19 protein-coding genes are annotated in these 25187 nt (G+C 65.9%); 8 read left to right on the top strand and 11 right to left on the bottom strand.

All coding sequences use genetic code 11. The features are described 5' to 3' along the window. Genes EDF57_RS20440 through EDF57_RS20430 form a run of 3 tightly spaced genes read right to left on the bottom strand, consistent with a single transcriptional unit; the run spans window position 1 to window position 5614 of the window. Window positions 1–1452, bottom strand: coding sequence for a carboxylesterase family protein (locus tag EDF57_RS20440; protein ID WP_243841170.1), 1452 nt, complete (start codon window positions 1450–1452; stop codon window positions 1–3). Further along, on the bottom strand, window positions 1449–2237 hold the full coding sequence (locus tag EDF57_RS20435) for a GDSL-type esterase/lipase family protein (protein ID WP_347876959.1): 789 nt from the start codon (window positions 2235–2237) through the stop codon (window positions 1449–1451). The genes EDF57_RS20440 and EDF57_RS20435 overlap by 4 nt, the downstream gene beginning before the upstream one ends. A gap of 2 nt (window positions 2238–2239) precedes the next feature. Continuing rightward, on the bottom strand, window positions 2240–5614 hold the full coding sequence (locus EDF57_RS20430) for a sugar-binding domain-containing protein (protein ID WP_208324911.1): 3375 nt from the start codon (window positions 5612–5614) through the stop codon (window positions 2240–2242). A 248-nt stretch (window positions 5615–5862) separates the two neighbouring features. Between EDF57_RS20430 and EDF57_RS20425 the strand changes: the two genes are divergently transcribed. From EDF57_RS20425 to cobA, 7 genes are all read left to right on the top strand, one after another. Continuing rightward, window positions 5863–6444: an ANTAR domain-containing protein gene (locus EDF57_RS20425; RefSeq protein ID WP_132265806.1), complete on the top strand. Its 582-nt coding sequence runs from the start codon at window positions 5863–5865 to the stop codon at window positions 6442–6444. Further along, entirely contained in the window at window positions 6441–7655 is a 1215-nt protein-coding gene (locus EDF57_RS20420) for an ABC transporter substrate-binding protein (protein ID WP_132265804.1), read from the top strand. The genes EDF57_RS20425 and EDF57_RS20420 overlap by 4 nt, the downstream gene beginning before the upstream one ends. 276 nt (window positions 7656–7931) lie before the next feature. Then, complete coding sequence (locus tag EDF57_RS20415) at window positions 7932–9209, top strand: nitrate/nitrite transporter (RefSeq protein ID WP_134095577.1); 1278 nt, start codon at window positions 7932–7934, stop codon at window positions 9207–9209. A 67-nt stretch (window positions 9210–9276) separates the two neighbouring features. After that, complete coding sequence (locus EDF57_RS20410; RefSeq protein WP_134095576.1) at window positions 9277–10482, top strand: hypothetical protein; 1206 nt, start codon at window positions 9277–9279, stop codon at window positions 10480–10482. 220 nt (window positions 10483–10702) lie between these two features. Then, window positions 10703–13219, top strand: a complete 2517-nt coding sequence (gene nirB / locus EDF57_RS20405) for a nitrite reductase large subunit NirB (protein WP_134095575.1) — start codon at window positions 10703–10705, stop codon at window positions 13217–13219. A gap of 5 nt (window positions 13220–13224) precedes the next feature. Further along, a complete protein-coding gene (nirD, locus tag EDF57_RS20400; RefSeq protein ID WP_132265797.1) occupies window positions 13225–13560 on the top strand; it encodes a nitrite reductase small subunit NirD in 336 nt (111 codons plus the stop codon). Further along, complete coding sequence (gene cobA, locus EDF57_RS20395) at window positions 13560–14372, top strand: uroporphyrinogen-III C-methyltransferase (RefSeq protein WP_243841169.1); 813 nt, start codon at window positions 13560–13562, stop codon at window positions 14370–14372. The genes nirD and cobA overlap by 1 nt, the downstream gene beginning before the upstream one ends. Before the next feature lie 21 nt (window positions 14373–14393). Here cobA and EDF57_RS20390 read toward each other — a convergent pair whose 3' ends face one another. Together EDF57_RS20390 and EDF57_RS20385 are read right to left on the bottom strand one after the other, a co-directional pair. Next, window positions 14394–15272: a tyrosine-protein phosphatase gene (locus EDF57_RS20390; RefSeq protein ID WP_134095574.1), complete on the bottom strand. Its 879-nt coding sequence runs from the start codon at window positions 15270–15272 to the stop codon at window positions 14394–14396. Window positions 15273–15294: 22 nt separating this feature from the next. Next, a complete protein-coding gene (locus EDF57_RS20385) occupies window positions 15295–17574 on the bottom strand; it encodes a TonB-dependent receptor (RefSeq protein ID WP_134095573.1) in 2280 nt (759 codons plus the stop codon). Between the two features lie 186 nt (window positions 17575–17760). Here EDF57_RS20385 and EDF57_RS20380 point away from each other — a divergent pair, with 186 nt between their 5' ends. Next, window positions 17761–18972 carry a TetR family transcriptional regulator gene (locus tag EDF57_RS20380; RefSeq protein WP_279587450.1) on the top strand — a complete coding sequence of 404 codons (1212 nt, stop codon included), beginning with the start codon at window positions 17761–17763 and terminating at the stop codon, window positions 18970–18972. 70 nt (window positions 18973–19042) lie between these two features. On the opposite strand, the gene EDF57_RS20375 is transcribed toward EDF57_RS20380, so the two are convergent. The 6 genes from EDF57_RS20375 to EDF57_RS20350 form a co-directional block, all read right to left on the bottom strand. Next, window positions 19043–19891 carry a TorF family putative porin gene (locus EDF57_RS20375; protein ID WP_134095572.1) on the bottom strand — a complete coding sequence of 283 codons (849 nt, stop codon included), beginning with the start codon at window positions 19889–19891 and terminating at the stop codon, window positions 19043–19045. Window positions 19892–20155: 264 nt separating this feature from the next. Then, window positions 20156–21700, bottom strand: a complete 1545-nt coding sequence (locus EDF57_RS20370; RefSeq protein WP_132265788.1) for a SulP family inorganic anion transporter — start codon at window positions 21698–21700, stop codon at window positions 20156–20158. Next, window positions 21697–22386: a carbonic anhydrase gene (locus EDF57_RS20365; protein ID WP_132265786.1), complete on the bottom strand. Its 690-nt coding sequence runs from the start codon at window positions 22384–22386 to the stop codon at window positions 21697–21699. Before EDF57_RS20365 ends, EDF57_RS20370 begins: the two co-directional genes overlap by 4 nt. A gap of 279 nt (window positions 22387–22665) precedes the next feature. Next, a complete protein-coding gene (locus EDF57_RS20360; RefSeq protein WP_243841167.1) occupies window positions 22666–23985 on the bottom strand; it encodes an ATP-binding protein in 1320 nt (439 codons plus the stop codon). Window positions 23986–23990: 5 nt separating this feature from the next. Beyond that, window positions 23991–24731, bottom strand: a complete 741-nt coding sequence (locus EDF57_RS20355) for a response regulator transcription factor (protein WP_132266225.1) — start codon at window positions 24729–24731, stop codon at window positions 23991–23993. Between the two features lie 171 nt (window positions 24732–24902). Beyond that, window positions 24903–25166, bottom strand: coding sequence for a hypothetical protein (locus EDF57_RS20350; RefSeq protein WP_134095571.1), 264 nt, complete (start codon window positions 25164–25166; stop codon window positions 24903–24905). Window positions 25167–25187: the final 21 nt, after the last annotated feature.

The raw sequence follows: 25187 nt of genomic DNA, 5'->3' as shown, positions 1-25187 counted from the left end.
TCAGGGCGCCGTGCGAAGGGCGCAGACTTCGGCCGAGAGCTTCTCAACGACCCTGGCTCCGGCGGCGGTGAATTCCATTGAGCGGGCCTCGTTTGAGAAGCGCGGCCATGCGGGCAAGGCGCCGCCGTTGGGATCGCCGCTGCGGGCAAAGTTCACCCAATAGGCGGCCAGCGGCGCGAGGGCCTGATCGGAAGCGCCTTCATCGCCGAGCACGTAGCGGATTTCGGAGCCATGGGTCACGGGCTTGGCGTCCGGCCCATCGAGGTCGAACTGGTAGTGCCACGTTGCGCCGCCCGATCGCCCGCGCTCCGCGGCAACATGGAGCGAAGGGCAACGGAAGGTAAGGTCGTTGGCCAGCCGCAAGTTGAGGTCGGCCGGAGGTGCCTTGCCCTGGACAAGCCCGTAGGCCTCCTTGGCCCTGCCGGCATTGGCGCCGAAACCCCGTGCGATGGCACGCTCCGGTGCGCCGTAGAGCCCGAGTTCGTAGAGGTTGTTGCCGATCAGCAGGGGAATTTTTCGCCCAACGCCGCGCGACAGGGCGGCCGCGGGCGTCTCGGTCAGGACCGTGCCGTCCGTCACGGCCTGCAGCCAGATGAAGCTCTTGTCGTCCAGGCCGGGAACGTCGGCGGTGTCGCTGGCCCGGAGCAGGGCCTCGGCGGGAAGCGCGCGAAGCTGCCGGGCACTGGCGTGAGGCGGCGCTCCGGCCGCGCGCACGATGGTTTCGCCCAGCGCCTCGTTCTGCGCCAGGCTTCGCGGCGGCAGACCGAAACCCGGCGTGCCGCTTTCGGCGATGGCCTTGCTGAAAAACCCCTTCGCGCCGGGTGAGAGCATCTGCAGCCCGACATCCTGAGCGCCTGCCGATTCCCCGAAGATCGTGACATTGGCCGGGTCCCCGCCGAAGCGGGCGATATTCGCGCGGACCCAGCGCAGGGCGGCCTGCTGGTCCATGAGGCCATAATTGCCCGAATGTGCGCCCAAGGCGGCATGCGAGAGGAAGCCGAACGCCGAAAGGCGGTATTGCAGGCTCACCAGCACAACACCGCGGCGCACGATGGGAGAGGCCAACGTTCCCGCGCCGCTACCGGCGCGGTTGCCACCGCCATGGATCCACACCATGACCGGCAGCGGCGCCTTCGGTTTCAGGGAAGGCGTGGCGACGTCCAGGTAGAGGCAGTCTTCCGACTGGTTTGCGGCCGCCCCGTGGTTCCACCCATAGTCCACCTGCATGCAGGCCGGAGCCGCGCGCACCGCTTCTCGCACGCCTTGCCACGGCGTGACGGGTTGGGGCGGCTGCCAGCGGAAGTCGCCGATCGGCGGAGCGGCGAAGGGAACACCGCGGAACAGGCTGCGACCGTCCGGCGTCGCTTCGCCCTGGATCGTCCCGACATCGGTTTCGACGACCGGGGCGGGGGTGCTCGCAGCCGCAGCCGCGAGCAGCATTGCGGCGATCACGGTATGCGGGCGGCGGCTAGCGGCCGCGGGGCGGGTAGCGCGAGCGCCTGGGTGAAGGCGGCCTCGGCCACCTTGTTCATCACTTCGTAGCCGGCCGGGGTCGGGTGGACGTGATCCGACGTCAGCCCTTCGCGTGCGCCGAGACCGGTGCCTTTCATGGCCGTCCAGTAATCCGCATAGACCGATCCGGTTTTGGCAGCATAAGTCCTGAGCCAGGCGTTGATCCGCTGGATACGCGGACCCGTATCCAGGCCGGGGCGCCAGGGGAACAGATCGGCGGGCGGGATGGAAGCCAGGATCACGCGGATGCCGTGAGCCTGCGCCATTTCCACCATGGAGCGGAAGTTGGCCTGGATCTGCTCGTCGGTCATCGGTCCGGTATTTCCGGCGATGTCGTTGGTTCCGGCCATGATCTGGACGACTTGCGGATTGAGGTCGATCACGTCCTGCCGGAAACGCAGCAGCATCTGGGAGGTGGTCTGGCCGCCGATGCCGCGCCCTATCCTGCCGGGCGTGAAGAAGGCGCGATCGAGATCGTACCAGCCCTGCGTGATGGAATCGCCCATCAGGACGATACGGGGCTTGACGGTGCCCACGACATCGGTGGCATTCGCCTCGCGGTAGCGCGCGCTCCAGGCCCAGTCCGTACGCAAACGCAGGTCCGCGGCCTGCGCGGCGGTCTGGACCGGCAGGGTCGAAACGGCCGGGGCCTGGGCCAGGGCGGGGGGCGCGATGGCAAGGGCGGCGACGGCAGCGGAAAAAGCGGGCAGGGTCTTCAGTCGCAAGGTCATTTTCCTGTGGCGATGGTCCGGGGTGCGACGTTCCAACCGCGGAGCTTGACGGAAGGTGAACTTCCGGCTGCATCCCTGGGGGCCGTGATCGTCACGTTACGCGTCTCGCCTGGCAGGAGCGAGATGTAATTGTCTGAAAAATAGGCCGGCAGGACCTGTTTGCCGGCAGCGTCGAACAAGGTCAGCTTGGTCTGGATTGCAGCCGTCTTGCCCGGATTGCTCAAGGTGACCTCGATTTTCGCTTCGTCGCCAGCTTGCGCGGCCCGCGCTTGCGCCGTGAGCGGGACGGGGGCCATGGTGCTGAGGGCCTGAAGCGCCTCGTCGCTGGTGGCCTGCCAGTAGAAGTTGTCGGAAAGGCGTGTTCCCGTTGTGTCGAGCGCTTCGAGGCGGATCAGGACCGGCCCGGATGCCGTCAAGGGCGCCAGGTCGAGCGTGAAGGCATCGCCGACTTTGCCGCCGACGAGGTCGAGCTTCTTTTCCTGCGCCGCGAGCTGCCGGCCATCGAGCGCCTGGACCACCGCGCGCACCGTAACGCCGCTCAGTGCCGTCATCCGGTTGTTTACCAGGATCACCTTGTGATCCGGCAGGTTCATCTGGACGTGGACCGGCTCTGAGGCCTTCTTCATCCCGTAGAATGCGCCATGGGTGTCATAGTCGGAAGACAGGATCTGCCAGGCCGAACTTGGCCATGCGGGCTGCGTCATCCAGAGCATGCGTCCCGAATTCTCGGTCCAGAGCCCGGCATTCATGCCCTCGAAGATCGCACGGTAGCTTTCGTACTCCAGCATTTGCGCCTTGCGCTCGAAGTCCGGCAGGCTGGTGGCCTTGCCGAATTCACGGTCCATGGCATCGGTGAAGCTCTTCACCGCGCCGTTCCCGGTCTGATGCCAGTCGTGATAGGCCCAGGTATCGCTGATCGGCCAGCGCTCGCTCGCCGGGATGGCGCGTTCCCAGGATTCCAGCGTCGGGAAGGAAGGCGTGCCAACTTCGACCGCGAAACCCTTGGAATATTCGGTGAAATACTTTTCGGGTGCGCGCCAGTTATAGGGCCCGGAATCGTGCAGGTTGATGCGATTGGAAGAGGCCATGTAGAGCCGGGTGCCGTCTTCCTTGCGCAGCATGGCATCCAGGCCCTCGTTGAGGATCGGCTGCGGCACGCCTTCGTTGCGGCCGAACCACAGGATGATCGAAGGGTGGTTGCGGAAACGCTGGACCACGTCCGTGGCATTGCCGAGGAACAGCTCGGCGTCCTCGGCCTCGATATTGTAGTCCTGCGTCGATTCCCAGAAGTCGCTCATGACCATCAGGCCGTATTCGTCCGCCAGGTCGAAGAAGCTGGCCTGGGTGTTCTGGCCCACCCAGTTGCGGATGACGTTGACGTGGGCGTCCTTGTGGAGCTTGAAGAACGGCTCCAGCCGCTGGCGGTCCACCCGCTTCATGAAATCGTCCATGCCGATCGAGCCGCCGCGCGCGGCGACCCGCACGCCGTTGACGCGCAGGACGAGGAAGGGCGAGAGCGCTTCGTCGCCCTGGATCGGCGTGACGGCTGGGGACTTGTCGGCGCCGGGAGCGAAGGAATAGGCCCAGCCGCCGCGCACCTGCCGGATCGCCTCGTGTCGCTCGTCGACGATCTGCTGGCCAAGCGCGCGGGCCTTTTCGAAGTCTATGACGACCCGGTCGAGGTTGCCGGTGTCGTCCACCAGCGACATCTCGTACGTTACCTGCCGCATGCCGAAACGCAGATCCTTCGCGTCGGACCTGGCGCCGTCCACCGAAGCGGTCAGATGCAGCGTGTGCAGCGCCGGGTCGCCGTAGCCGTTCGGCCACCACAGCTTCGGATTGCGTACCGCAAGGGCCGCGTCGCTGTCTGGCGAGAAGCGCACCGCCGCGGACTGATGCGCGGGAATGGTGATCGACCGCTCGACCGCCACGTCATCGAAAGCGGCGCGCACGGTTGCCGTGCGGGACTGGTCGGACAGGTTCTCGACAGGTACCGTGATCTCGACATTCGCCACGGAATTGTCGGCGCGGGGCAGGGTGGTGACGACTTGCGGATCGCCGATCTGGACGTCGCCCGAGGCGAGCAGCTGCACGTCCTGCCAGAGACCTGTCTGTCGGTCGCGAATGGTGGGGATCCAGTCCCAGCCTTCGGAAGCGCCGAAAGTCGGGCCGTCCAGCATCATGGCGCCGCCGTTCTCGCCCACGCCGGACGTCAGCGATTCCTCATGGGCGTGGCCCGGATGGGGCGGCGGCGAAACGCGGATCGCCACGGCATTGCGGCCGGGTTTCAGGTAGGCCGAAACATCGAAGCGGCCGCGCACGAAAGCGCCTCGGGTCGTGCCGACCTCGACACCGTTTACCCATACCTGCGAACTGAAGTTCACGCCATTCAGCAACAGTTCCAGATGCTTGCCCGATGTTTCTGAGGGCAGTTCGAACTCGGTGCGGTACCAGTAGTCCTGCCGCGCCAACTTCTCGGGAATGACGAGGTTGTTCAGGCCATGGGCCGGGTCGGGATAGACGCCGCGATCCACCAGCGTGGTCAGCACCGTGCCGGGAACGGTTGCGGCGTACCACTTGCCGTTGGTGAAGCCGGGGCGCGAGATCGTGCTGCCGTCACCGGACACGGCCGGCGCTTCGGCGAGCGTCCATTTCTGCAGCGTCCACGCGGCATCGCCCTGGGCGACGAGCGCGGACGTTGGCGCGACGGGCTTCGCGATGGGCTTGTCCGGGGCTGCCGCGCTACGCGGGAGTGTGGCCGGGGGCTGGGGCGTCAATTGCCCTTGCATTTGCTTGACTTGAAGCGGCCAGCGGGCACTCGTTTCGGTGAACTGGACCAGAGCCGGATCGCGGCCCTCTACAGCAGCATTGCGCAAGTCGGCCGGGGACATCGCTCCGGCATCGATACGGAGCTCGACGAGGCGCGCGGCAATACCGCCAGAGGGCTGGGTCGATGGCGCCACCAGCAGCTTGCCGGGTGCTCCCGCAAGCGGCTGCGTCAGCGTCGCGGCCAGGCGTCCGTCCACGAAGAGGCGCTGGCTGCCGCCTGCCGAGACGATGGCGTAGTGGTGCCAGGCGTCCGCTTTGCTCAAGCCGCCGCCTCGCGCGGTCTGCCCGCCGGCGGAAAGAACGGGCCGACCCGCCGCGATGGAGAGCGAAAGCTGCGCCGCCGTCTCGTCTCCCAATGCGACCAGAGTGCCTTCGCTGCCGGCCTCAAGGGCGGCGCGGAAAGAGAGCGTCCAATCGCCCTCGGGCAGGGAGAGGTCGCTGGACCATGTCGGCGCCGCGGGAATAAGCCGAAGATCGAAGGGGCCGGCCACTTGCGCCCCTGCCGAAGCGGACACCGCCAGCCAGGAAACCGCGCATGCCATGCCCAGAACTGCTTGCGCAGAACGCTTCGTCCGTTTCATCATCCCCTGCCCCTCTATGCCGCTTCGGCCTTGTTTGACCAAGAAACACGGCTTCCGGGAAAAAGACAAATGTTTTTACATATTGCGGGACGGCTTTTTAACGGGAAGACTGTTCGCCGCTATTTCTGCTCTGTCGTTGACGTGGCAAGCCGCCTCGGCAATGTGCGGCGCGAAAGACGGGCTTCACTTCGATGGAATTTGGGCACTCGATGAGAATCGTCATCATCGACGACAGCGGATTGCGCGCGACGGTTCTCGAAGAGGGCCTGCGCGAGGCCGGGTATGACGATATCCATATCGTCCCGCCGCGCGGCGCCTTCGTGGCCCGCCTCGAACGGATGGCGCCCGACGTGGTGCTCATGGACCTTGGCAGTCCCAGCCGCGACACTCTGGAGGAAATGCTCAGCGTCAGCCGTGCGCTCGCGCGGCCCATCGCGATGTTCGTGGACCAGTCCGACGAAGCGATGATCGGTGCGGCCATCGATGCGGGCGTCTCGGCCTATGTCGTCGACGGGTTGCGCAAGGAGCGGGTGAAGCCGGTGCTTGAGCTGGCGGTGCGGCGCTTCAATGCTTTCGCCCGGATCCAGGCCGAATTGGACGAGGCGCGCAATGCGCTTTCGGACCGCAAGGTGATCGATCGCGCCAAGTCCATCCTGATGGCGCAGCGCAACCTGTCGGAACAGGACGCCTATACGCTCCTGCGGTCGAGCGCGATGAACCAGGGGAAGAAGATCGTGGACGTGGCGCAGGCCCTGATTACCGCCAGCGACCTTCTGGGAGGGGGACTATGACGACGAACTTGCGCATTGCCTTCCTGCCGCTCACCGACGTGGCGGTGCTCGCCGTGGCGCAGGAGCGGGGCTTTGCCGAGGAAGAGGGGCTTTCGCTCGACCTCGTTCGCACGACAAGCTGGGCGACCCTGCGCGATCGTCTGGTCTATGGCCAGGTGCAGGCCGCGCACATGCTGGCGCCGCTGGCCGTGGCGGTGACGCTGGGCCTCAGCCAGCAACCCGCCGCGCTGGCCGCCCCTTACAAGCTGAACGTGAACGGCAACATGCTGGTCATGGCCAAGGACTTCGCGGCCGCGCTGGACCCGGACCTCGCCGGACGTCTGGCCGATCCGCTGGGCACGGCGCACGATTTTGCCGCTGCGATCGGCCTCTGGCGGCGCAAGCCGGTGATCGGCGTGGTCCATCGTTTTTCGAGCCATGCCTTGATGCTGCGCTACTGGCTGGCCAGCGCCGGTGTCGATCCCGACCGCGATGTCGTCTTGCGGGTGCTGCCGCCGTCGCTGACGGTCGAGGCGCTCCACGCCGGGGAGATCGACGGCTTCATCGCAGGCGAACCTTGGGGCAGCGCGGCGGTAGAGGCCGGGCTTGCCGAAACCGTGGCCGTGGGCGAGCGGATCTGGCGGCGCGGCGTGGAGAAAGTGCTCGCCTTCCGCCAGAATTGGATGGAGGAGAACCCCGAGACCGTCGATCGGCTCCTGCGGGCGCTGGTCCGCGCGGCAGCCTGGTGCGACGAGCCGGACAATCACAGCGCGCTGGCGGATCTGCTCGCCGCGCCGCGCTATGTGGATCAGCCTGCGGACCTGATCCGCCGCGCTCTGGCCGGTGAAATGGTGAACCGGGCAGGCGAACCGGCGATCCCCAATCCCGACTTCATGCTGTTCTCGCGCGAGGCTACGCCGTTTCCCTGGCGCAGCCAGGCGCTCTGGATCTATTCGCAACTGGTGCGCTGGGGCATGGTCGAGCACTCGGCCGACAGCGCCGCGCGCGCCGGAGCGGTGTTCCGCCCCGATGTTTTCCGCCGTGCCCTGGCCGGAAGCGATGTGCCCATGCCGGGCGCGAGCATGAAACTGGAAGGCGCCGTCCATTCGCCGCTGGCCGTGGGATCGCGCAAGGGCGACCTGACATTGGGGCCGGACAGGTTCTTCGACGGGCGCGTATTCGATCCCGAGCGTATCGACGATTACCTTGCGGGTTTTGTGCAACTGCGTTGATCGCCTTGCCGAAGGCAGTGGAAAGTGGCGGATTCGCTGCCTGGGCAACGCTGGTCAGGCATCCTTTGACCAGGCGCCGAATTTTGTGCCTTGCAACATGACGCGAATCGCATGATGATGAGGGCCTCACGCGAAGACGCGTGACTACCGGATGCGCTGCTCCAAGGGCGGGGCGCCATCCTCACCGATATTCGCAGCAAAGCCGCTGACCGGGCTCACCCAAGGGTGACGTCCGGCCTGCGGCTTTTTTCGTGCCCGCTCTATGGGGAACCGACGATGGCAACCGCTTACTGGAAACGTGACGCAGAGGGCCGGCAGGCCGACGACGCATCGGCCGATCTCGGCGGCGCATCGGAGGCCGGGACCAGCTTCTGGAAGGCCGGTCACGCGCCGACCTTGATCGCAGCCTTCCTCTATTTCGACCTTGCCTTCATGGTCTGGGTCTTGCTCGGCCCGCTGGCGCCGGAAATCGCCAGGACGCTGGGGCTGACTTCGGCCGAAAAGGGACTGATGGTCGCCACGCCGACGCTTGCCGGCGCCTTGCTCCGGGTGGTCAACGGGCTGCTGGTCGACCGTATCGGACCCAAGCGTTCAGGCGCGATCAGCCAGCTTATCGTCATTGCCGGTCTGTTCTTCGCCTGGTTCATGGGCGTGAACAGCTTCGCGGGAACCCTGGCGCTCGGCGTGATCCTGGGCTTTGCAGGGGCGAGCTTCGCGATCGCGCTTCCGCTGGCGAGCCGCTGGTATCCGGCCGAGCACCAGGGCAAGGCGATGGGACTTGCCGGCATGGGCAATTCGGGCACCGTGCTCGCTTCGCTTTTCGCGCCGATGCTTGCCAAGATGTTTGGCTGGAATGCCGTGCTGGGCCTTGCCTGCATCCCGCTGTCACTGGTCTTCGTCGTCTACATGCTCATGGCAAAGGATTCGCCTAACCAGCCGGCGCCGCGAAAGCTGGTCGACTATTTCGAACCGCTCAAGCAGGCCGACGCCTGGTGGCTCATGGCCTTCTATGCCGTGACTTTCGGGGGTTTCGTGGGTCTTGCCGCCTCGCTGCCGATCTATTTCACCGACCAGTTCGGCCTTACGCCGATCGTGGCGGGTTACTGCACGGCTGCCTGCGTCTTTGCAGGTTCGCTCGTGAGGCCGATGGGCGGCGCGCTGGCCGACCGCATCGGCGGGGTGAAGGCGCTGATGGCGGTATACTTCGTTGCCGCACTGGCTCTGGCGGGCGTAGCCAACGCCGTGAGCCTGCCGGGCGCACTGGGCATGTTCGTGTTGGCCATGCTGGCGCTGGGCACGGGCAATGGCGCGGTCTTCCAGCTGGTCCCGCAGCGTTTCCAGGCCGAGATCGGCGTGATGACCGGGCTTGTCGGCATGGCGGGCGGTATCGGAGGGTTCTATCTCGCCAGCTCGCTCGGCCTTGCCAAGCAGATGACCGGCAGCTTCGCGCCCGGCTTCCTGATCTTCGCAGGACTGGCCGTGATGGCACTGGCGAGCGTGGCCGCGGTCAAGGGCCGCTGGAGAGCGCGCTGGAACACCGCGGCACGCATCTGATCGGAGAGGAGGCGGCGGCCGGGCAAGGCCGCCGCCCCGTTCGTCTCGAAGGGGGGGCGTCAACTTCATGCGATATCTCATCGGAACGGCGGCCGCATTGGCCGCCGCGGGGCCGGCTTGCGCCCAGGAAATGACGCTGAAGCCCGTGGCCGAAGCCCGGGCGCGCTACGAACATGTCGATCAGGACGGGCTTTCCCAGGCAGCGGACGCCCTGACCTTGCGGGTGCGAGGCGGCGTAACTGCCGCCAGCGGCGCGATCAGCGCGACCGTCATCGGCCAGGGCACGCTGGCTGCGGTGGATCACTACTACGACGGTTTGAACGGCGCGGCGACGCGGCCGCTGGTCGCGGATCCGCAGAACGTGGCGCTCTATGTCGCGCAGCTGCAATATCGCACGAAGGCGTTGAGCTTCACGGCGGGACGTCAGAAGATCACGCTCGATGACGAGCGCTTCGTCGGCAATGTCGGTTTTCGCGACAATGCGCAGACTTTCGATGCGGTGCGCGCCGAGATCACCCCTATCAGGGGGCTGAAGCTGGATATCTCCTACGCCTGGAGCGTGCGCACGATCTGGGGCATCGACGGCGCGGGCGCACGTCAGCAGGCAGTCGGAGGCGACAACGTCCTCGGCAATCTCTCCTACGTCACGCCGCTCGGCACCTTGACCGGCTTTGCCTATCTCGTCGATCAGGACGAGGCGGCCGTGCAGGCATTCCGGCAGTCCAGCCAGACCTACGGAGCACGGCTCGCGGGAAGCCATGCGTTCGGCCCGGCGGTGAAGCTGGCCTATCAGGCCAGTTACGCCCGGCAGTCCGACTATGACCGGAACCCCAACGATTACGCGGCGGACTATTGGCTTGCGGACGGGCTGCTCGATGTGAAGGGCTGGAAGCTCAATGCCGGTTACGAGGTACTGGGCGCCAGCAAGGGCCTGCCTTTCACCAGTTTCCAGACGCCGCTCGGCACCAACTTCAAGTTCCAGGGGTGGGCGGACAAGTTCCTGACGACTCCGGCGAACGGCTTGCGGGATCTCTATTTCGGCGGTGGCTATGGCTGGAAACAGGCGGGGCCGCTCTCCGGCCTGTCGGTTCAGGCGACCTGGCACCGTTTCGACAGCGATCGACTGGGCCAGCATTACGGCAACGAGATTGATCTTCTCGCATCTGCGAAGGTGCGCAAGACGGCTGTTTCCTTGCGCTATGCCCATTACGAGGCGCGGGAAATGGCGACAGACACGGATAAGTACTGGATTCAGCTCGATTGGGCCTATTGACGTCAGGCGCGACGGAATCGCTTGAGCACCATGCCGTTTAGCCGTATGGTGCAGTGCAAAGGACGACGCTGTCCTTCCAAACCATAGCCGATGCGATCCACTGACGGGCCGCAGAAGCGCGAATGATGGCAAGGCCGCCATCCAGACTTTCGGTTTTCGAACCGAGGGTCCGGATGGCGGCCTTTTTCTTTTTCTCCCTCAGTTTTCTGGAGTCACGGGGATGGAATTTCAGGACGGGATCGAGCGTTCGACGGACTATGAGACCGCGCTTATCGTGCCTTCGGCCGATGTGCGCGAACATCTGGTGGTGGTCGGAAACGGCATGGCCGGGTGCCGCGCGGTGGAGGAACTGCTGGCGCGCGACGCGGGGCGCTACCGCGTCACCATCTTCGGCGCCGAGCCGCATGTGAACTACAACCGCATCATGCTCTCGCCGGTGCTGGCGGGCGAGAAGACCTTCGACCAGATCGTCATCAACACGCGCGAATGGTATGACGAGAACGGCATCGAACTGGTCACGTCCGATCCCGTCGTCACCATCGACCGTCCGGGGCGGACCGTCACCGCGCAGTCGGGCCGCAAGGTTCGCTACGACCGGCTGCTGATCGCCACCGGCTCCGATCCGTTCATCATCCCGGTTCCCGGCAAGGACCTGCCCGGCGTCATCTCCTTCCGCGACATGAAAGACGTGGACACCATGCTCGAGGCCGCGGCGGACGGCGGCGACGCGGTGGTGATCGGCGGGGGGCTGCTCGGCCTTGAGGCCGCGCACGGCCTGACCCTGCGGGGCATGAAAGTCACCGTGATCCACCTCATGCCCACGCTGATGGAGCGGCAGCTCGACGAAGCGGCGGGCTGGTTGCTCAAGAGCGCGCTCGAAGCGCGCGGGCAGACCATCCTGACCGGCGCGGACACTGCCGAGATCATGGGCGAGGGCAAAGTCGAAGGCGTGCGTCTGAAGGACGGGCGCGAGATCCCGGCCAGCCTCGTCGTCATGGCGGTGGGCATCCGTCCCTCCACGTCGCTGGCGCGCGAGGCGGGTCTCGACGTGGGCAGGGGGATCAAGGTCGATGACCACATGGTCACCAGCGACCCGCACGTCCTGGCCGTGGGCGAATGCGTGGAGCATGACGGCAACGTCTACGGCCTCGTCGCGCCGCTCTGGGACATGTGCCGCAGCCTGGCCGACGGCCTGACCGACCGGCACAGCGGCTATCGCGGCTCGGTCACGTCCACCAAGCTGAAGGTCGCCGGGCTCGACGTGTTCTCGGCGGGCGACTTCTCGGGCGGCGAGGGCTGCGAGGACATCGTGCTGCGCGACGCCTCGCGCGGGGTCTACAAGCGCGTGGTCGTGCAGGACGGCAAGGTCGTCGGCGCGGTGCTCTACGGCGATACGGCGGATGGAAACTGGTACTTCGATCTGCTCAGGAAGGGCGAGGACGTCTCGGAAATCCGCGACCTCCTCATTCTTGGCCAGGCCTTCGCTTCGGGCGGCAGCGCCGACCCGCTGGCGGCGGTCGCGGCGCTGCCTGACGATGCCGAGATCTGCGGCTGCAACGGCGTTTCCAAGGGGCAGGTCGTGGCCTCGATCGCGGCGGGCGCATGCAGTCTCGATGCGGTGCGCGGCACCTGCAAGGCCTCGGCCAGCTGCGGTTCCTGCACCGGCCTTGTCGAAAGCCTGCTGGCTCTGACCCTGGGCGAAGAGGTCAAGTCGGGGCCGAAGACGATGTGCAAGTGCACCAGCTTCACTCATGACGACGTGCGGCGCGAGATCGTGGCGCAGCACATGAAGTCGATCCCCGAAGTGATGCACAAGCTCCACTGGTCGACGCCCGACGGCTGCTCTTCCTGCCGTCCGGCGCTCAACTACTACCTGCTCTGCGCGCTGCCCGGCGAATATGTGGACGACCAGCAGAGCCGCTTCGTCAACGAGCGCATGCACGCCAATATCCAGAAGGACGGCACCTATTCGGTGGTCCCGCGCATGTGGGGCGGCCTTACCAACCCGCGCGAACTGCGCGCGATTGCCGACGTGGTGGAGAAGTACGACGCGCCGATGGTGAAAGTGACCGGCGGCCAGCGGCTCGACATCTTCGGCATCAAGAAGGAAGACTTGCCCGCCGTCTGGGCCGATCTCAACGCGGCCGGAATGGTCTCGGGCCATGCCTATGGCAAGTCGCTGCGCACGGTGAAGACCTGCGTAGGCTCCGAATGGTGCCGCTTCGGCACGCAGGACTCTACTGGGCTGGGCGTGAAGACCGAGCGGATGACCTGGGGATCGTGGATGCCGCACAAGTTCAAGATTGCGGTCTCGGGCTGCCCGCGCAATTGCGCAGAGGCGACGATCAAGGACTTCGGCGTGGTCTGCGTGGACTCGGGCTACGAACTCCATGTCGGCGGCAACGGCGGCATTCACGTGCGCGCCACCGACTTCCTCTGCAAGGTCGCGACCGAGCAGGAGGCGCTCGATTACTGCGCCGCCTTCACCCAGCTCTACCGAGAGGAAGCGCGTTATCTTGAGCGCACCGCGCCGTGGATCGAGCGCGTCGGCGTGGAATACATCAGGCAGCGGATCGTCGAGGACGACACCGGCCGCGAAGAACTGCGCGCCCGCTTCCTCTACTCGCAGAGCTTCAGCCAGGAAGACCCTTGGGCCGAACGCGCGGCGGGTCACAAGGCCGAACTGCATCAGCACCTTGAACCTTTGGCACCCCAGGAACTGGCGGCAGCGGAGTAACGCATATGAACGACTGGATCGACATCGGCACCCTGTCCGACATTCCCCTGCGCGGGGCGCGCACCGTGCAGATCGCGGGCGAGAAGGAAATCGCGGTTTTCCGCACCGGCGACGACAAGGTCTTCGCGCTCGTCAACGAATGCCCGCACAAGAAGGGGCCGCTCAGCCAGGGCATCGTCCATGGCCACTCGGTAGCCTGCCCGCTCCACAACTGGAACATCGCACTCGCCAGCGGGGAGGCCCAGGGCGAGGACAAGGGCTGCACGCCGACGATTGCCGTGCGCCTTGAAGGTGAGCGCATCCTGATCGCGCACCCGGAAAGCTTGCGGGTGGCGGCCTGATGGCGGGCGATCCCATGGGGGGCAATCCCGTTAGGGCCCATCTGATCGAGAGGGGCGAGGTCTGGCTCGTCGGGGCCGGGCCGGGGGATCCGGACCTGCTCACGCGCAAGGCCCAGAAGCTGATCGAGGCGGCGGACGTGGTCTTCGTCGACGCCCTCGTCGGGCCCGGCGTGCTGGACCTGATCCCGGCCGGAACCGAGCGGGTGAGCGTGGGCAAGCGATCGGGCCGGCACAGCAAGGCGCAAGGCTCGATCAACGATCTGCTGCTGGAGGCGGCGCAGGCCGGCAAGCGCGTGTTGCGGCTGAAGGGCGGAGATCCCTCGATATTCGGGCGCTCGGCCGAGGAGATGGATCACCTCGTGGCAGCGGGCATTCCGGTGCGCATCTGTCCCGGCATCACCACCGCCAGCGCGGCGGCGGCGAGCGGGCTGGCCTCGCTCACCTTGCGCGGCGTGGCGCGCGGGCTGACGCTGGTGACGGCGCACCTCAAGGCGGGCGAGCCCCTGAAACTCGATTGGGAAACGCTGGCCCGGCCGGGCGGCACCCTGGGCGTCTACATGGGCCGCGCGGCGGCGGGTGAGATCAGCCGCTCGCTGATCGCCGCAGGGCGCCATCCGGATACGCCGGTGATGATCGCGGTCAATGTCTCGCTGCCAAACGAACGCATGATCCGCGGCAAGCTCTCGGCGCTGGCCTTCCTTGTCGCCGCGATCAGCGATGACGATCCGACTCTGCTGCTCATCGGCGAGGCCGTGGCGGCGCGCGATGTGCCTTTGCAGGTGGTAAGGGAAAGGATCGGCGCGATGCAGTGACCGCGCCGACCCTTTTCATGCTCAGTCCAGATAGGCCGCGCGCAGCTTGGCGATCTGCGGCTTGTCGAGACCCATTTCGTCCTTGAGGTAGCCCATGGCGCCGCCCCGATGGGCGTCGAGCGCCTTGAACGCCGCTTCGAAATAGGCCCGGTCGGCTTTCATGAAGGCGGCTTGCACGGCCGGTGGCAGCGACAGGAAGGCCTGCCCCGTGGCAGCGCTGGCGCCGGTCTTGGCCTTGGCAAGCGCGGCAGGAAGATATTGGTTGGTGAGCAGGTAGTCCTGGATCACCGTTTCGCGCGGCACGCCGAGCGCGGTAAGCAGGAGAGCGGACGATACGCCGGTGCGGTCCTTGCCTGCCGAGCAGTTGAACGCCAGCGGGGCATTGCCCGCCAGGAGCTGCGCGAACATCCGCTTGAACTGCGGTGCGAAAGTCTTGAGCATCGCCGGGTAAGTTTTGGTCATGACAGCCGTGGCCGCTTCCGGTGTGATCTTGCTCATGTCCTTGGGCATCAGGCCGACCGCCATGCCGTCGTAGTCGTCGGCGAAGATAGTGGGGCCAGTGCCGTCGGCCCAGGGCATCGGCTCGGCCTTGCGCTCGCCCCGGTCGCGGTAGTCGCAGATGGTTCGGATGCCCAGCTTGTTCAGATAGCCCAGATCCTGCGCCGTCAGGTCCACCATCGAACCCGAGCGGAACAGCAGGCCCCACTTCACGGTGTGGCCATCGGCGGTGCGATAGCCGCCGAGGTCGCGGAAGTTGCGGCCGCCTTCCAGCGGCAGGAGCCGCTGGTGCGCCGTTTCAGCGGCAGGAGCGTGCGCTGCGACTTTCGCCGCTGCATGGAGTGCCGGCTGAGCGAACAGGCCGAGCGCGATCAGGGCGCCGGCGGGGAAACGCCAGTTCATATTCTTTTCCAATGTCCTGAGCTTAGTACTTGACGGTCGCGGAGACGCCGACGGTGCGCGGATCGTTGAAGATCCCGTAGTAGCCGAGCGAGGAACCGCCATTGGCCTTCACGAACGTATAGGCCTCGTTGAACAGGTTGCGCGCCCAGACCGAGAGTTCCAGGTTCGGTCCGCTCGCCATGCGGATGTCGGCAAGGGCGACGCGGCCGTTGACGATGAAGGACGATCCGGTCTTGGTGGGATCGCTGGCCATCGAGTACTGACCGGTGGCGTAGTTGCCGTCGAGGTGGAAGCGCAGCATGGCGTCGGCCACCGGCAGTTCGTAGTCGATCGCGGCGCTGGCGGCATGGCTCGGCGTGTAGACGGCATAGACTCGGGTCAGTGCGTCACCGTTGAAGGGGTTCGGCGCCGGCGGCAGGTGGACGTCGGTATAGGCATAGGAGCCGGTGAGCGTCAGGCCCTGGAACGGCGTGATCGTGAGGTCGGCCTCGATGCCCTTGATCCGGCCATTGCCGCTGGCGTTGGTGGTTTCCAGCGTCGTGCGGGTGGTGTTCAGGACCGGCGCGATGAAGTCGATCTGCATGTCCTTGTAGGCGGACGTGTAGGCCGCGACGTTGAAGCGGGCATGATTGTCGAAGAACTCGGTCTTCGCGCCGATCTCGAACGTGGAGACCGATTCCGGATCGAACTTGCGATAAGTGAGCGAACGGCTGTTCGCGCCGCCTGCCTTGTAGCCGGTGCTCCACTTGCCGTAGACGTGCACGTCCTGGGTCACGTCGAAGGCGAGGTTCACCATCGGGTCGAAGCGATCCCAGGAGCCGTCCAGCGTGTAGTTCGTGGCGACGCCGTTCACTTCGTCGAGAGCACCGGTCTTCTTGTCATGCGTGAAGCGTCCGCCGGCCGTGAGGTGGACGCGGTCGTCCAGCATGGCCGGCGTATACGTCGCCTGGCCGAAGACGCCGATGCTCTCCGTGACTGCGTGGCTGGCGCGATCGGGGAAGGGGATCGAGGACGTCGGCGTGGGGAGGATGGTGTAGCTGGTGCCGTCCGCGTTCCACTTGTTGGTGTAAGGCGTCCAGGCGTTATCGCTCACCTTCTCGTGATAGTAGAAACCGCCGACCACGAAGTTCAGCTGCTCCATGGTGCCGATAAGCTGCACTTCCTGGCTATACTGCTTCTGCCAGACGTCGGCGAGGCTGAAGCGGGCGAAATTGGTGTTGTTGCTATAGCCCGGGATGAAGACGCCGAGGTTGCTGGAACCGTTGTCGTTCTGGGTCTGGGTGAGCTGGCGATAGGAACTGATCGACTTGATTTCGAGTTCGGGTGAAACCGTCCAGTCGAGCGTGAGCAAGTGGCCATGCGTCTTGCCGAGCGCCCAGGGCTGCGGCACGCCGATATTGGCGGTCTTGGCGCGGTCAGACTGCATCTGGAGCAGGGGGCCGGTGGTGCGGGTCAGCAGCTGCAGATAGTAAGGCGTGGTTTCGTCGCGCGAGATGTCGAAGGAATAGAGCGCGTTGAAGCTGCTGGAGGGCTCCCACAGCACGGCGGCGTGCAGGCCCTTCTTGTTGTAGGCGTTGAAATCGTGCTCGCCGGCCAGCGGATTGTCGACCGTGCCGCCGCGAGTGGTGATGAGGCCGTCCAGCTTGACGGAGATGTTGGCGAAGCTCGGCAGGTCGAGGTGCAGGCCGGCCTCGCGCGAATCGTAGCTGCCGACGCCGACCGTGGCGCGCACACCGAATTCGCCGCTGGGCTTCTTGGTGACGATGCTGATGGCGCCGCCTTCGGTGTTGCGGCCGAAGAGCGTGCCTTGCGGGCCCTTGAGAACCTCGATGCGCTCGACATCGTAGAGTGCCGAGCCAAGGCCCTGTGCACGGCCCATGAACACGCCGTCGATGTAGACGCCGACACCCTGGTCGCGGGCAGGCTGGTTGGCGTCACCCAAGGTGCCGACGCCGCGCATACCCACGGTGAGGGCCGAACTGCGCGAGAACATCGGCGCGATGCGCAGCGAGGGAATGGAACCGTCTGCCAGGGATTCGAGCGAAACGACGTGGCGGTTCTGGAGATCCTCGGCGCCCAGCACCGCGATCGAGATCGGCGTGGTCTGAAGGCTCGTCTCACGCTTCTGGGCCGAGACGATGATGTCGGTGAGGCCGGAACCGGCTTCGGCGCTTTCGGCAGCCGCATCGGCTGCGGCATCGGCGACTTCGGCGGCGTGAGCGGAACCGGCCGCGAGCAGCGCGCCGAGCGCGCTGCCGGCCAGGGCTATGGAACGGAAGGTGGAAGAGCGGCGGACGGACATGAAACGACCCTCATGGTGATGACGAGGCGTCGGCTAGAACGTCTGTATGTCAACTGTGTTACGCTTGTTGGGAATCGTGACAGGCGCTGGAACGGTTCGCTTGTCTGCGCATTCAGGCTTATGGCAAAGTCATCGAGTCCACGCCCGCGCCTGGCGTAGATCCTGGAACAAGGCTGTCGGCAAGACGTGATAGATCATGAAATTCAAGAGTTTTCGTCGCAAGAGAAGCTGATCCGGGCTGCCTTGGACGTCTGGGCGAATCAGGGCCATTCCGCGATGTCCGCGCGCACTTTGTCACGCGCGACTGGCCTGCCGACCTCCAGCATCTATCATCACTTCGGTTCGATGGAACAGTTGTTGCAATCGGCTCAGGCCTATGCGCGCGATGCTGCGCAGACATGGTGCGCCGATCGGCTGGACGATCTTGCGGGTTGGCCGGAAGGCCTCGGAGCGCAATCGATTGCCCGGGCGCTTGCGGTGCTGGTGGACGATTGGACGAGCGAGCGGAGAGAACTGGCCTTCGCGGCAAACCAGTGCCATCTGCTTGCCCAGCGCGATGAAGCCTATCTCGTCGCCATCAATTCGTGGCGTGACCTCTGGGCGGATTTCTGGCGCGAGGTCTGCGGGCGCGCAGGGCTCGGCCAATATGCCGCGTTGACGGCACATGTCTTTGAAGCGACGGTGCAGTTCCATCTCATTCGCTGGAACCGCACCATCGACCGCGCGGCGCTCGATGAATTCTGCACCGGCTGGGGGGAATGGCTGTCGGGCAAACTTGCCGAGGAAGGCCCGTGGCGCCGACACGCGCGTGAGATCGCCCTGGCCTCAGCGCCCGAAGTGCCGGCGCAGAACGGCGTTGCGGCCCGGATTTCGGACGCAGCGGCCGATATCGTCGAGGAAGGCGGCGTAAGCGCGCTGACTCACCGCGCGGTGGCGGCGCGCGCCGAAGTGACGCTGGGGGTGGCCTCCTACAATTTCCGCACGAGCGCGGATCTGGTGCGGGCGGCCTTCAACACGATCTATCGCCGGCTTACCGAAGTCTCGCGCGAGGGGCCGGTGGAGCAAGTGGAACGGAGCGAATGGACCGCGGCCTGGCGGGATTTCTCCTCGCAGCCGCGCCGGCTCGCCGCGATGGAGGAACTGATGCTGGCGGTTGCCCGCGATCCGGAGCTTCGCGATTTCGCACCGCAGCTTCGCTACTTGCGCGGCCGGAGCAGCGGGCTGCAGCTTCAGGCGCAGCTGGAGCCGGGTGCCCGGATTTCTCCGCTGGATGCCGCGCTCTATTCCAGCATGATTTCCGGGCAGCGGCGCGCGCTGATCGGCAGGCCGGAGGCGGAAATGCACGACAGTCTGGACCAGGCCGCGCGGATCGTCGCCGGGTTGCGCCGGGACGGATAGAGGCAAAGGTCGACGCCCGGGCGGCATGGCCGCGCCGGGCGTCTTTCCGAAGGCTCAGGTCAGGTCGAGATCAGAAGCTCGCGCCGACCGAGAACAGCACGGTCGAGCCGGCGATCTGCGAACCGTTCTTGGTCGAAGAGAAATTCGGCTGCAGATAGGCGCTCTGCGACTTCGAGATATCGGTGTCGACATAGGCGACACCCAGCGTGACCGGGCCGAGCGCGAGGTCGGCGCCGAGCATCCAGTCGAGATATTCGCCGGTGGGGGCTACGCTGGTGCCGTTCGGGCCAAGGCCCGAGTTGCCGTTCGAATAACCGAAGTGCCCCTTCACGGTGAGCGGGGTGTCCGGAATGGCGGTGTTGCCGTCCACCCAGAGGTAGATGTTGTCGGTCTTGGCACCGAAGTTGCCGATGCCGTCCGCATAGTCGGCGCCGCTGGCGTAGACTTTGCCGAGGGCCTGCTGCTTGGGGGCGTAGGCCACGCCGACGAGGAGGTTGGCCGGGCCGACGGCACCCGACAGCTTGACATAAGGCTCGGCAAAGTCGGTATCGTCCGCGCCGCCCGGATACATGTACCAGGTGAGGCCGACGTCCAGCTTCACGCCGCTGGTGATCTCGGTGGCGTAACCGGCCACGAGGTCGAGTTCCATGTTGGAGCCGCCGAAGGTGCCCCAGCCCGACAGGTTCGAGGCCCAGGTGCCGACGTAGATGCCGCTTTCATGCGATACGGTGAGGCCGCCCTGAACGGCCATTTCCTTGTCGCTCTGCGAAACGCCGCGGAAGCGATAGTCGGACACGAGCCCGACAGTGCCGGAAACGGTGATTTCGCTGGGAACCTCTTCTTGCGCCATGGCCGGTGCGGCGAAAGCAAGGCCGGAGGCAGCAAGGCCAAGCAGGCCTGCGGCAAGACGGATTTTCATATGGAACGCCCTCATGATTGTTGTCGCGTTCCATCCTGCGGCCTGCAGCCGAACTCTACTTACATGGCGAGTTCGTTTCATGCAGACAGGACCACCGATACGTCCAATCATTGTCCTTAGCGTGTCGCATCGGTGACAAAGTGTTTCTCGAACGAAGCGGCGCCATTTGCGCAAAAAGAAACCAGACGGTCCGCGGGGAACCGTCCGGCAAGGAGAGGGACGCGGACGTGAGGAGGTCCGCGTCTTACGAGATGTGAAACGTCGTCATGCCGCGACAGGCAGCGGCCGCAGGATCAGCTCGGGGCCGGTCACGCGGTCCGCATGGCCGCTCTGGCGGCGGCGGTTGAGCCATTCGCTGATGGTCTCGGCAGTGGTGTGGTCCATGACCTTCAGCTGGCCGAGGTCAAGGTGGACCGGGCGGCCATGCGGCAGCTTTTCCAGGACCTTGTTGAGGCGGGTGAGGCCGAGGAACGTCGCGCCGCCGCCGAGGGCGAGGCGGGTCGATTCGCCGGTATCGTGCTCTTCCACGTTCAGGCGCAGGTTCTTGAAGTGCGGAGCCAGCTCCAGCACGGTCAGAGCCAGGCCGACGAGGACGCCGGTGAGCAGGTCGGTAGTGACGACCAGCACGAAAGTCACGGCCCAGATCACGGCGGGGAAGGCGCCATAGGCATGGAACAGGTGACGGACGTGGCTGAGGCTTACCAGGCGGAAGCCGGTCACGACCAGGACGCCGCCAAGAGCCGCCATCGGCACTTCGCGCAGCAGCCAGGGCAGCAGCGCGATGAACGCGAGGATCCAGGCGCCGTGGAAGATCGTCGAAAGACGGGTCCGGGCACCGGCCTGGACGTTGGCAGAGCTGCGAACAATCACGCCGGTCATCGGCAGGGCGCCGAAGACGCCGCAGAGCAGGTTGCCGATGCCCTGTGCGCGCAGTTCCTTGTCGTACTTGGTGCGTACGCCGTCATGCATGCGGTCCACCGCAGCGGCCGAAAGCAGCGTCTCGGCACTGGCGATGAAGGCGATGGCAAGCGCCGCCACGATCAGGGCCGGATTGGCGAGCGGGGCGAACCAGCCGGTGCTGGTCGGCAGGGCGAAGGCCGCGCCGATCGATTCCGGCACGGCGATGCGTGCCACGTCGAGACCCATGGTCCAGGCCACGGCCGTTGCCGCCACGACGCCGAGAAGCGCGCCGGGGACGAGGCCCATGTTCTTCGGACGAACCTTTTCCCAGCCGATCATGACGATCATCGTCAGGACGCCGAGCATGACGGCCATTTCGGTGGAGGCCATGTTGGTGGGGTCCAGGCCGAGGACGCGGGCGGGCATCATCGCCATGTTCTGGAGCCCGCTCGACATCGGCTTCTCGTCGAAGAGGATGTGGAACTGGCCGATCACGATCAGCGCGCCGATGCCGGCGAGCATGCCGTGGACGACGGCCGGGCTGATGGCGCGGAACAGGCCGCCGAGGCGCAGCGCACCGGCCACGAGCTGGAACACGCCGGCCAGAAGCAGGACCGGGCCAAGGGCTTCGAGGCCGTGCTCGCGCACGAATTCGAAGACAATGACGGCAAGGCCGGCTGCCGGGCCGCTCACCTGCAGCGGCGAGCCTGCCAGCAGGCCGACGACCAGGCCGCCGATGATGCCGGTGACCAGGCCCTTTTCAGGCGGCACGCCGGAGGCGATGGCGATGCCCATGCAGAGCGGCATCGCCACCAGGAAGACCACGATCGAAGCCGTGAAGTCTCTGGCGAGGTGGGCGAAGGGCCCACTGCGGGTTTCCTCCGCAGAGGTGGCGGTTGCGGTCGTCATTCTGCTGCCTCTGCGAATTCGGTGGCGATGCGGGTCTTGGCCCGAAGCGCGACCGGAAGCGGTGCATTCTCGCGAAGCGGTTCGAACTGGCCGGTCTCGCCGTCGAGGCCGAGGACCTGGCCGGCGTGGATGTCCACGAACCAGCCGTGAAGCGTCACGTCGCCGCGGGCGATCGCGGCCGCGACCGACGGATGCGTGCGCAAGTGGGCAATCTGGGCAATGATGTTTTCGAGGCTGATGGCACGAATGCGCTCATTGCCGTCCAGTTCGCCGTGGCAGGTGCTGACGATGTGCTCGGCAGCCGCGCCGTGCTTGAGCCAGGCGGCCACGTTCGGCATGGCTTCGAGGCCGGTCGGGTCGCTGAGCGCCTTCATCGCGCCGCAGCCCGAATGGCCGCAGACGATGATGTCGCTGACGCCGAGGGCGGCCACGGCGTATTCCACGGTGGACGTGACGCCGCCGTTGAGCGTGGCGTAAGGCGGCACCATGTTGCCGGCGTTACGGCAGACAAACAGGTCTCCCGGCTGCGCCTGCATGATCTGTTCCGGCACGATACGCGAATCGGCGCAGGAGATCATGAGGGCCTTGGGTTCCTGGCCTTCGTTGGCGAGCTTGCCGAACAGTTCGCTGCTGGCGGGGAAGATGGTCTTCTCGAAATGGAAGACGCGTCCGATCAGTTCATTCACTCTCGTCACCTTTCCTTGATTTTAGGTGCTCCGCGCTCTCCGGAGGGGTGGGGGAACGGGGCGCGGAGCTTGATCGAGAAAAGTACGGATCGCTGTTTTCGGCTGTCGTGCGCCTTTGTCAGGAAATGTTGCTGCGCTGCAGCGTAAAGGAACGGCTTTCCGCCGGAATCCCCCGGTCTTCGGTGGTTTTACCGAAGACCGGATGGTGTTTCTGGCTATTGCGGAACGATAACAGGAGCTTGGCTGGGTAATTCTGAGGCGCGCCGAAGGCAGGCCGCGTCAATGGGCCACGATGGGAAGGCGAATCGTGGCGCGCAGTCCGCCTTCGGGGCGGTTCCTGAGATCGAGCGTGCCGCCCTCCAGCCTGACCGCCTTGCGCACGATCGGCAGGCCCAGGCCCATGCCGGCAGTGTCGCGGGCGCGCGCGGTGTCCAGCCGGACGAAAGGCTGCAGCGCGTCAGTGATGCGCTCTTCCGGGATGCCCGGGCCGTCGTCGTCCACGGTGATCTCGGCGGCTCCGCCGTCGCGCCGCAGACCGACGCGGACGTTGCCGCCATAGTGAAGTGCGTTCTCGATCAGATTGGACAGGGCGCGGCGGATGGAGACAGGGCGGGCCATGATTTCCAGGCTCGGAAGGCCGGAATAGGTCGCATCGGCGCCGCGATCCGCGGCGGTGTCGACCAGGGTTTCGGCCATGATCGCCAGGTCGATGCGCTCGGCCGGGATCTGGGTGCCGCCGGTATCGACATAGGCCTGGATCGAATCGAGCAGCATTCGCATCTCGTCGATGTCATGGTTGATGCCATCGCGCACCACGGGGTCCACGTCGCCGTCGTCCAGCCGCAGGCGCATGCGGGCGAGCGGCGTCTTGAGATCGTGGCCGATGGCCAGCATCGTGTGCGTACGATCGAGCAGCGACTGGTGGATGCGCTCCTGCATCTCGTTCATCGCGCGGATCAGTTCCCGCATTTCGTCGGGGCCGCGCTCCGGCACGAGGCGGGGCGGGCCGGCACCGAAGTTGCGGGTGGCGCGGATCAGGGAGCGCAGCGGGTGCAGCGCGGCGCGCAGCAGCAGCCAGGCGAGCGAAATGAGCAGGAGCGTCGGCAGGACCAGGCTGGCGAAACGGCCGATGCTGAGTTTCCAGGCGGAGCGGGCATGGGTGCGGAAATCGAGCACGGCGCCGTCGGCCAGCCGCAGCGAGCCGCCGATATTGCCGTCTCTCGGGATCGATTCCAGATGCAGTTCGAGATCGCTGTGGGCCAGTTCCGGCGCCATCTCGATCACTTGCGCGCGCAAGTTTGCAAGGCCCAGCGAGCCGCGATAGCGCTTGCCCTGCTCGTTCAGTCTCAGCGAAAACTGCGCCGTGCTGAGCGCGGAAGTCACGATCTGGCGATCGTCGGTCTTCGCATGGTCGATGGCGCGGCTTGCCAGCACCAGGTTTTCGGCGATGCGCTGGGCGTCGTCCCGGCGCAGCTCGAACGTATTGGCGCGTTCGAACAGCACCGTGTTGCAGATCACGTCGATGACGAAGACCAGCAGCAGGACGGCGATCAGTCGCTCGGGCAGGCCGAAGCGCCGGAACAGACGAAACCGGCGCAAGGACATCAGGCGCGCGTGACCTCGGCCTTGAACATGTAGCCGACGCCGCGAACCGTGACGATGGGCGATTCCCCGCCCTCGGCCTGAAGCTTGCGGCGCAGGCGGCTGACGAGCACGTCCACGCTGCGATCCGAGCTGTCGCCCAGGCGCGAGCGCGAAAGTTCGATCAGGCGTTCGCGGCCCAGAACACGCTGCGGATAGGCGAGAAAGGTGGCGAGCAGGTCGAACTCGGCGCCGGTCAGGTCGACCATGGCCCCGGTTGGCGAGCGCAGTTCGCGGCGGGCCATGGAAAGGTTCCAGCCTTCGAAGCGTATCGATTCCGGCGTGCGTCCGTCGGCAACGGTCTCGCTGCCGGTGAAATCTGCCGTGGCTGGATTGTTGCCGCCGCGGCGCAGCACCGCGCTGACGCGGGCAGCGAGTTCGCGGGTGCTGAAGGGCTTGGCGAGGTAGTCGTCCGCGCCCAGTTCCAGTCCGAGCACGCGATCTTCCTCGCTGCCGCGGGCGCTGATGAAGATCACCGGGATGTCGCATTCGCGGCGCAGACGGCGGAACAGGTCGAAGCCGCTGGTGCCGGGAAGCATGATGTCGAGCACGACCAGGCTCACCGGCCCTTCGCGCAGGGTCACCCACATTTCCGCGCCGGTTGCGGCGGTGAGTACGTTGAAGCCGGTCTGGCGCAGGGCCCGCGCGGTCAGCGTGCGCAGAGGACCATCGTCCTCCACCAACAGGATCGTCGGAGTGGGCATCGGGCCTTCGTCGAGATGGCGATAGATGGGGGCTGTTGTGTTGCTCATCGTCTCTTCATGCACAGGTGTAGTTTTTCACGCGCCGCTTTGCAAACGACGCCCGCGATTTGCCGGCAATGCGGCAAGGCCCGGCGGCGGCAGGATGTCCTTCAACCGCCGGGCTGCGAGGGGTTATCGGGTGCGAGGGGCTTCCGCTCTGGCCAGTGCCGGCGCGGCCGTCTTCGCTTCGGCCTGGGCATTGTGGTGACGGCAGGCGCGACTCTTCGAGGGGTCGGGATGGCAGACGGCGCGGGGCTTGGCCTTGTTCGTGGAAGGCTTCGCCGGTGCGGCGACCGCGGTGTGGCCCTTGAGGTGCGCAACCGTGTTGTTGGCAAGCGCGGCGCCAGGCAGGGCAAGGGCGCAAGTGGCGGCAATGGCGATGAGGGTGGATTTCATGTCGTTCGGGTCTCCAAGCTG

Source organism: Novosphingobium sp. PhB55, from assembly GCF_004368805.1.
Classification (GTDB): domain Bacteria; phylum Pseudomonadota; class Alphaproteobacteria; order Sphingomonadales; family Sphingomonadaceae; genus Novosphingobium.
The sequence above is the reverse complement of the archived record's forward strand: the minus strand, read 5'-3'. Positions and strand labels throughout refer to the sequence as shown.

What these genes read in the sequence shown, in the direction of transcription:
- EDF57_RS20430 (WP_208324911.1), bottom strand. Translation starts at nt 5,614, where the DNA reads ATGGCATGCGCGGTTTCCTGGCTGGCGGTGTCCGCTTCGGCAGGGGCG.
- EDF57_RS20425 (WP_132265806.1), top strand. Translation starts at nt 5,863, where the DNA reads ATGAGAATCGTCATCATCGACGACAGCGGATTGCGCGCGACGGTTCTC.
- EDF57_RS20420 (WP_132265804.1), top strand. Translation starts at nt 6,441, where the DNA reads ATGACGACGAACTTGCGCATTGCCTTCCTGCCGCTCACCGACGTGGCG.
- EDF57_RS20415 (WP_134095577.1), top strand. Translation starts at nt 7,932, where the DNA reads ATGGCAACCGCTTACTGGAAACGTGACGCAGAGGGCCGGCAGGCCGAC.
- EDF57_RS20410 (WP_134095576.1), top strand. Translation starts at nt 9,277, where the DNA reads ATGCGATATCTCATCGGAACGGCGGCCGCATTGGCCGCCGCGGGGCCG.
- nirB (WP_134095575.1), top strand. Translation starts at nt 10,703, where the DNA reads ATGGAATTTCAGGACGGGATCGAGCGTTCGACGGACTATGAGACCGCG.
- nirD (WP_132265797.1), top strand. Translation starts at nt 13,225, where the DNA reads ATGAACGACTGGATCGACATCGGCACCCTGTCCGACATTCCCCTGCGC.
- cobA (WP_243841169.1), top strand. Translation starts at nt 13,560, where the DNA reads ATGGCGGGCGATCCCATGGGGGGCAATCCCGTTAGGGCCCATCTGATC.
- EDF57_RS20390 (WP_134095574.1), bottom strand. Translation starts at nt 15,272, where the DNA reads ATGAACTGGCGTTTCCCCGCCGGCGCCCTGATCGCGCTCGGCCTGTTC.
- EDF57_RS20385 (WP_134095573.1), bottom strand. Translation starts at nt 17,574, where the DNA reads ATGTCCGTCCGCCGCTCTTCCACCTTCCGTTCCATAGCCCTGGCCGGC.
- EDF57_RS20375 (WP_134095572.1), bottom strand. Translation starts at nt 19,891, where the DNA reads ATGAAAATCCGTCTTGCCGCAGGCCTGCTTGGCCTTGCTGCCTCCGGC.
- EDF57_RS20370 (WP_132265788.1), bottom strand. Translation starts at nt 21,700, where the DNA reads ATGACGACCGCAACCGCCACCTCTGCGGAGGAAACCCGCAGTGGGCCC.
- EDF57_RS20355 (WP_132266225.1), bottom strand. Translation starts at nt 24,731, where the DNA reads ATGCCCACTCCGACGATCCTGTTGGTGGAGGACGATGGTCCTCTGCGC.
- EDF57_RS20350 (WP_134095571.1), bottom strand. Translation starts at nt 25,166, where the DNA reads ATGAAATCCACCCTCATCGCCATTGCCGCCACTTGCGCCCTTGCCCTG.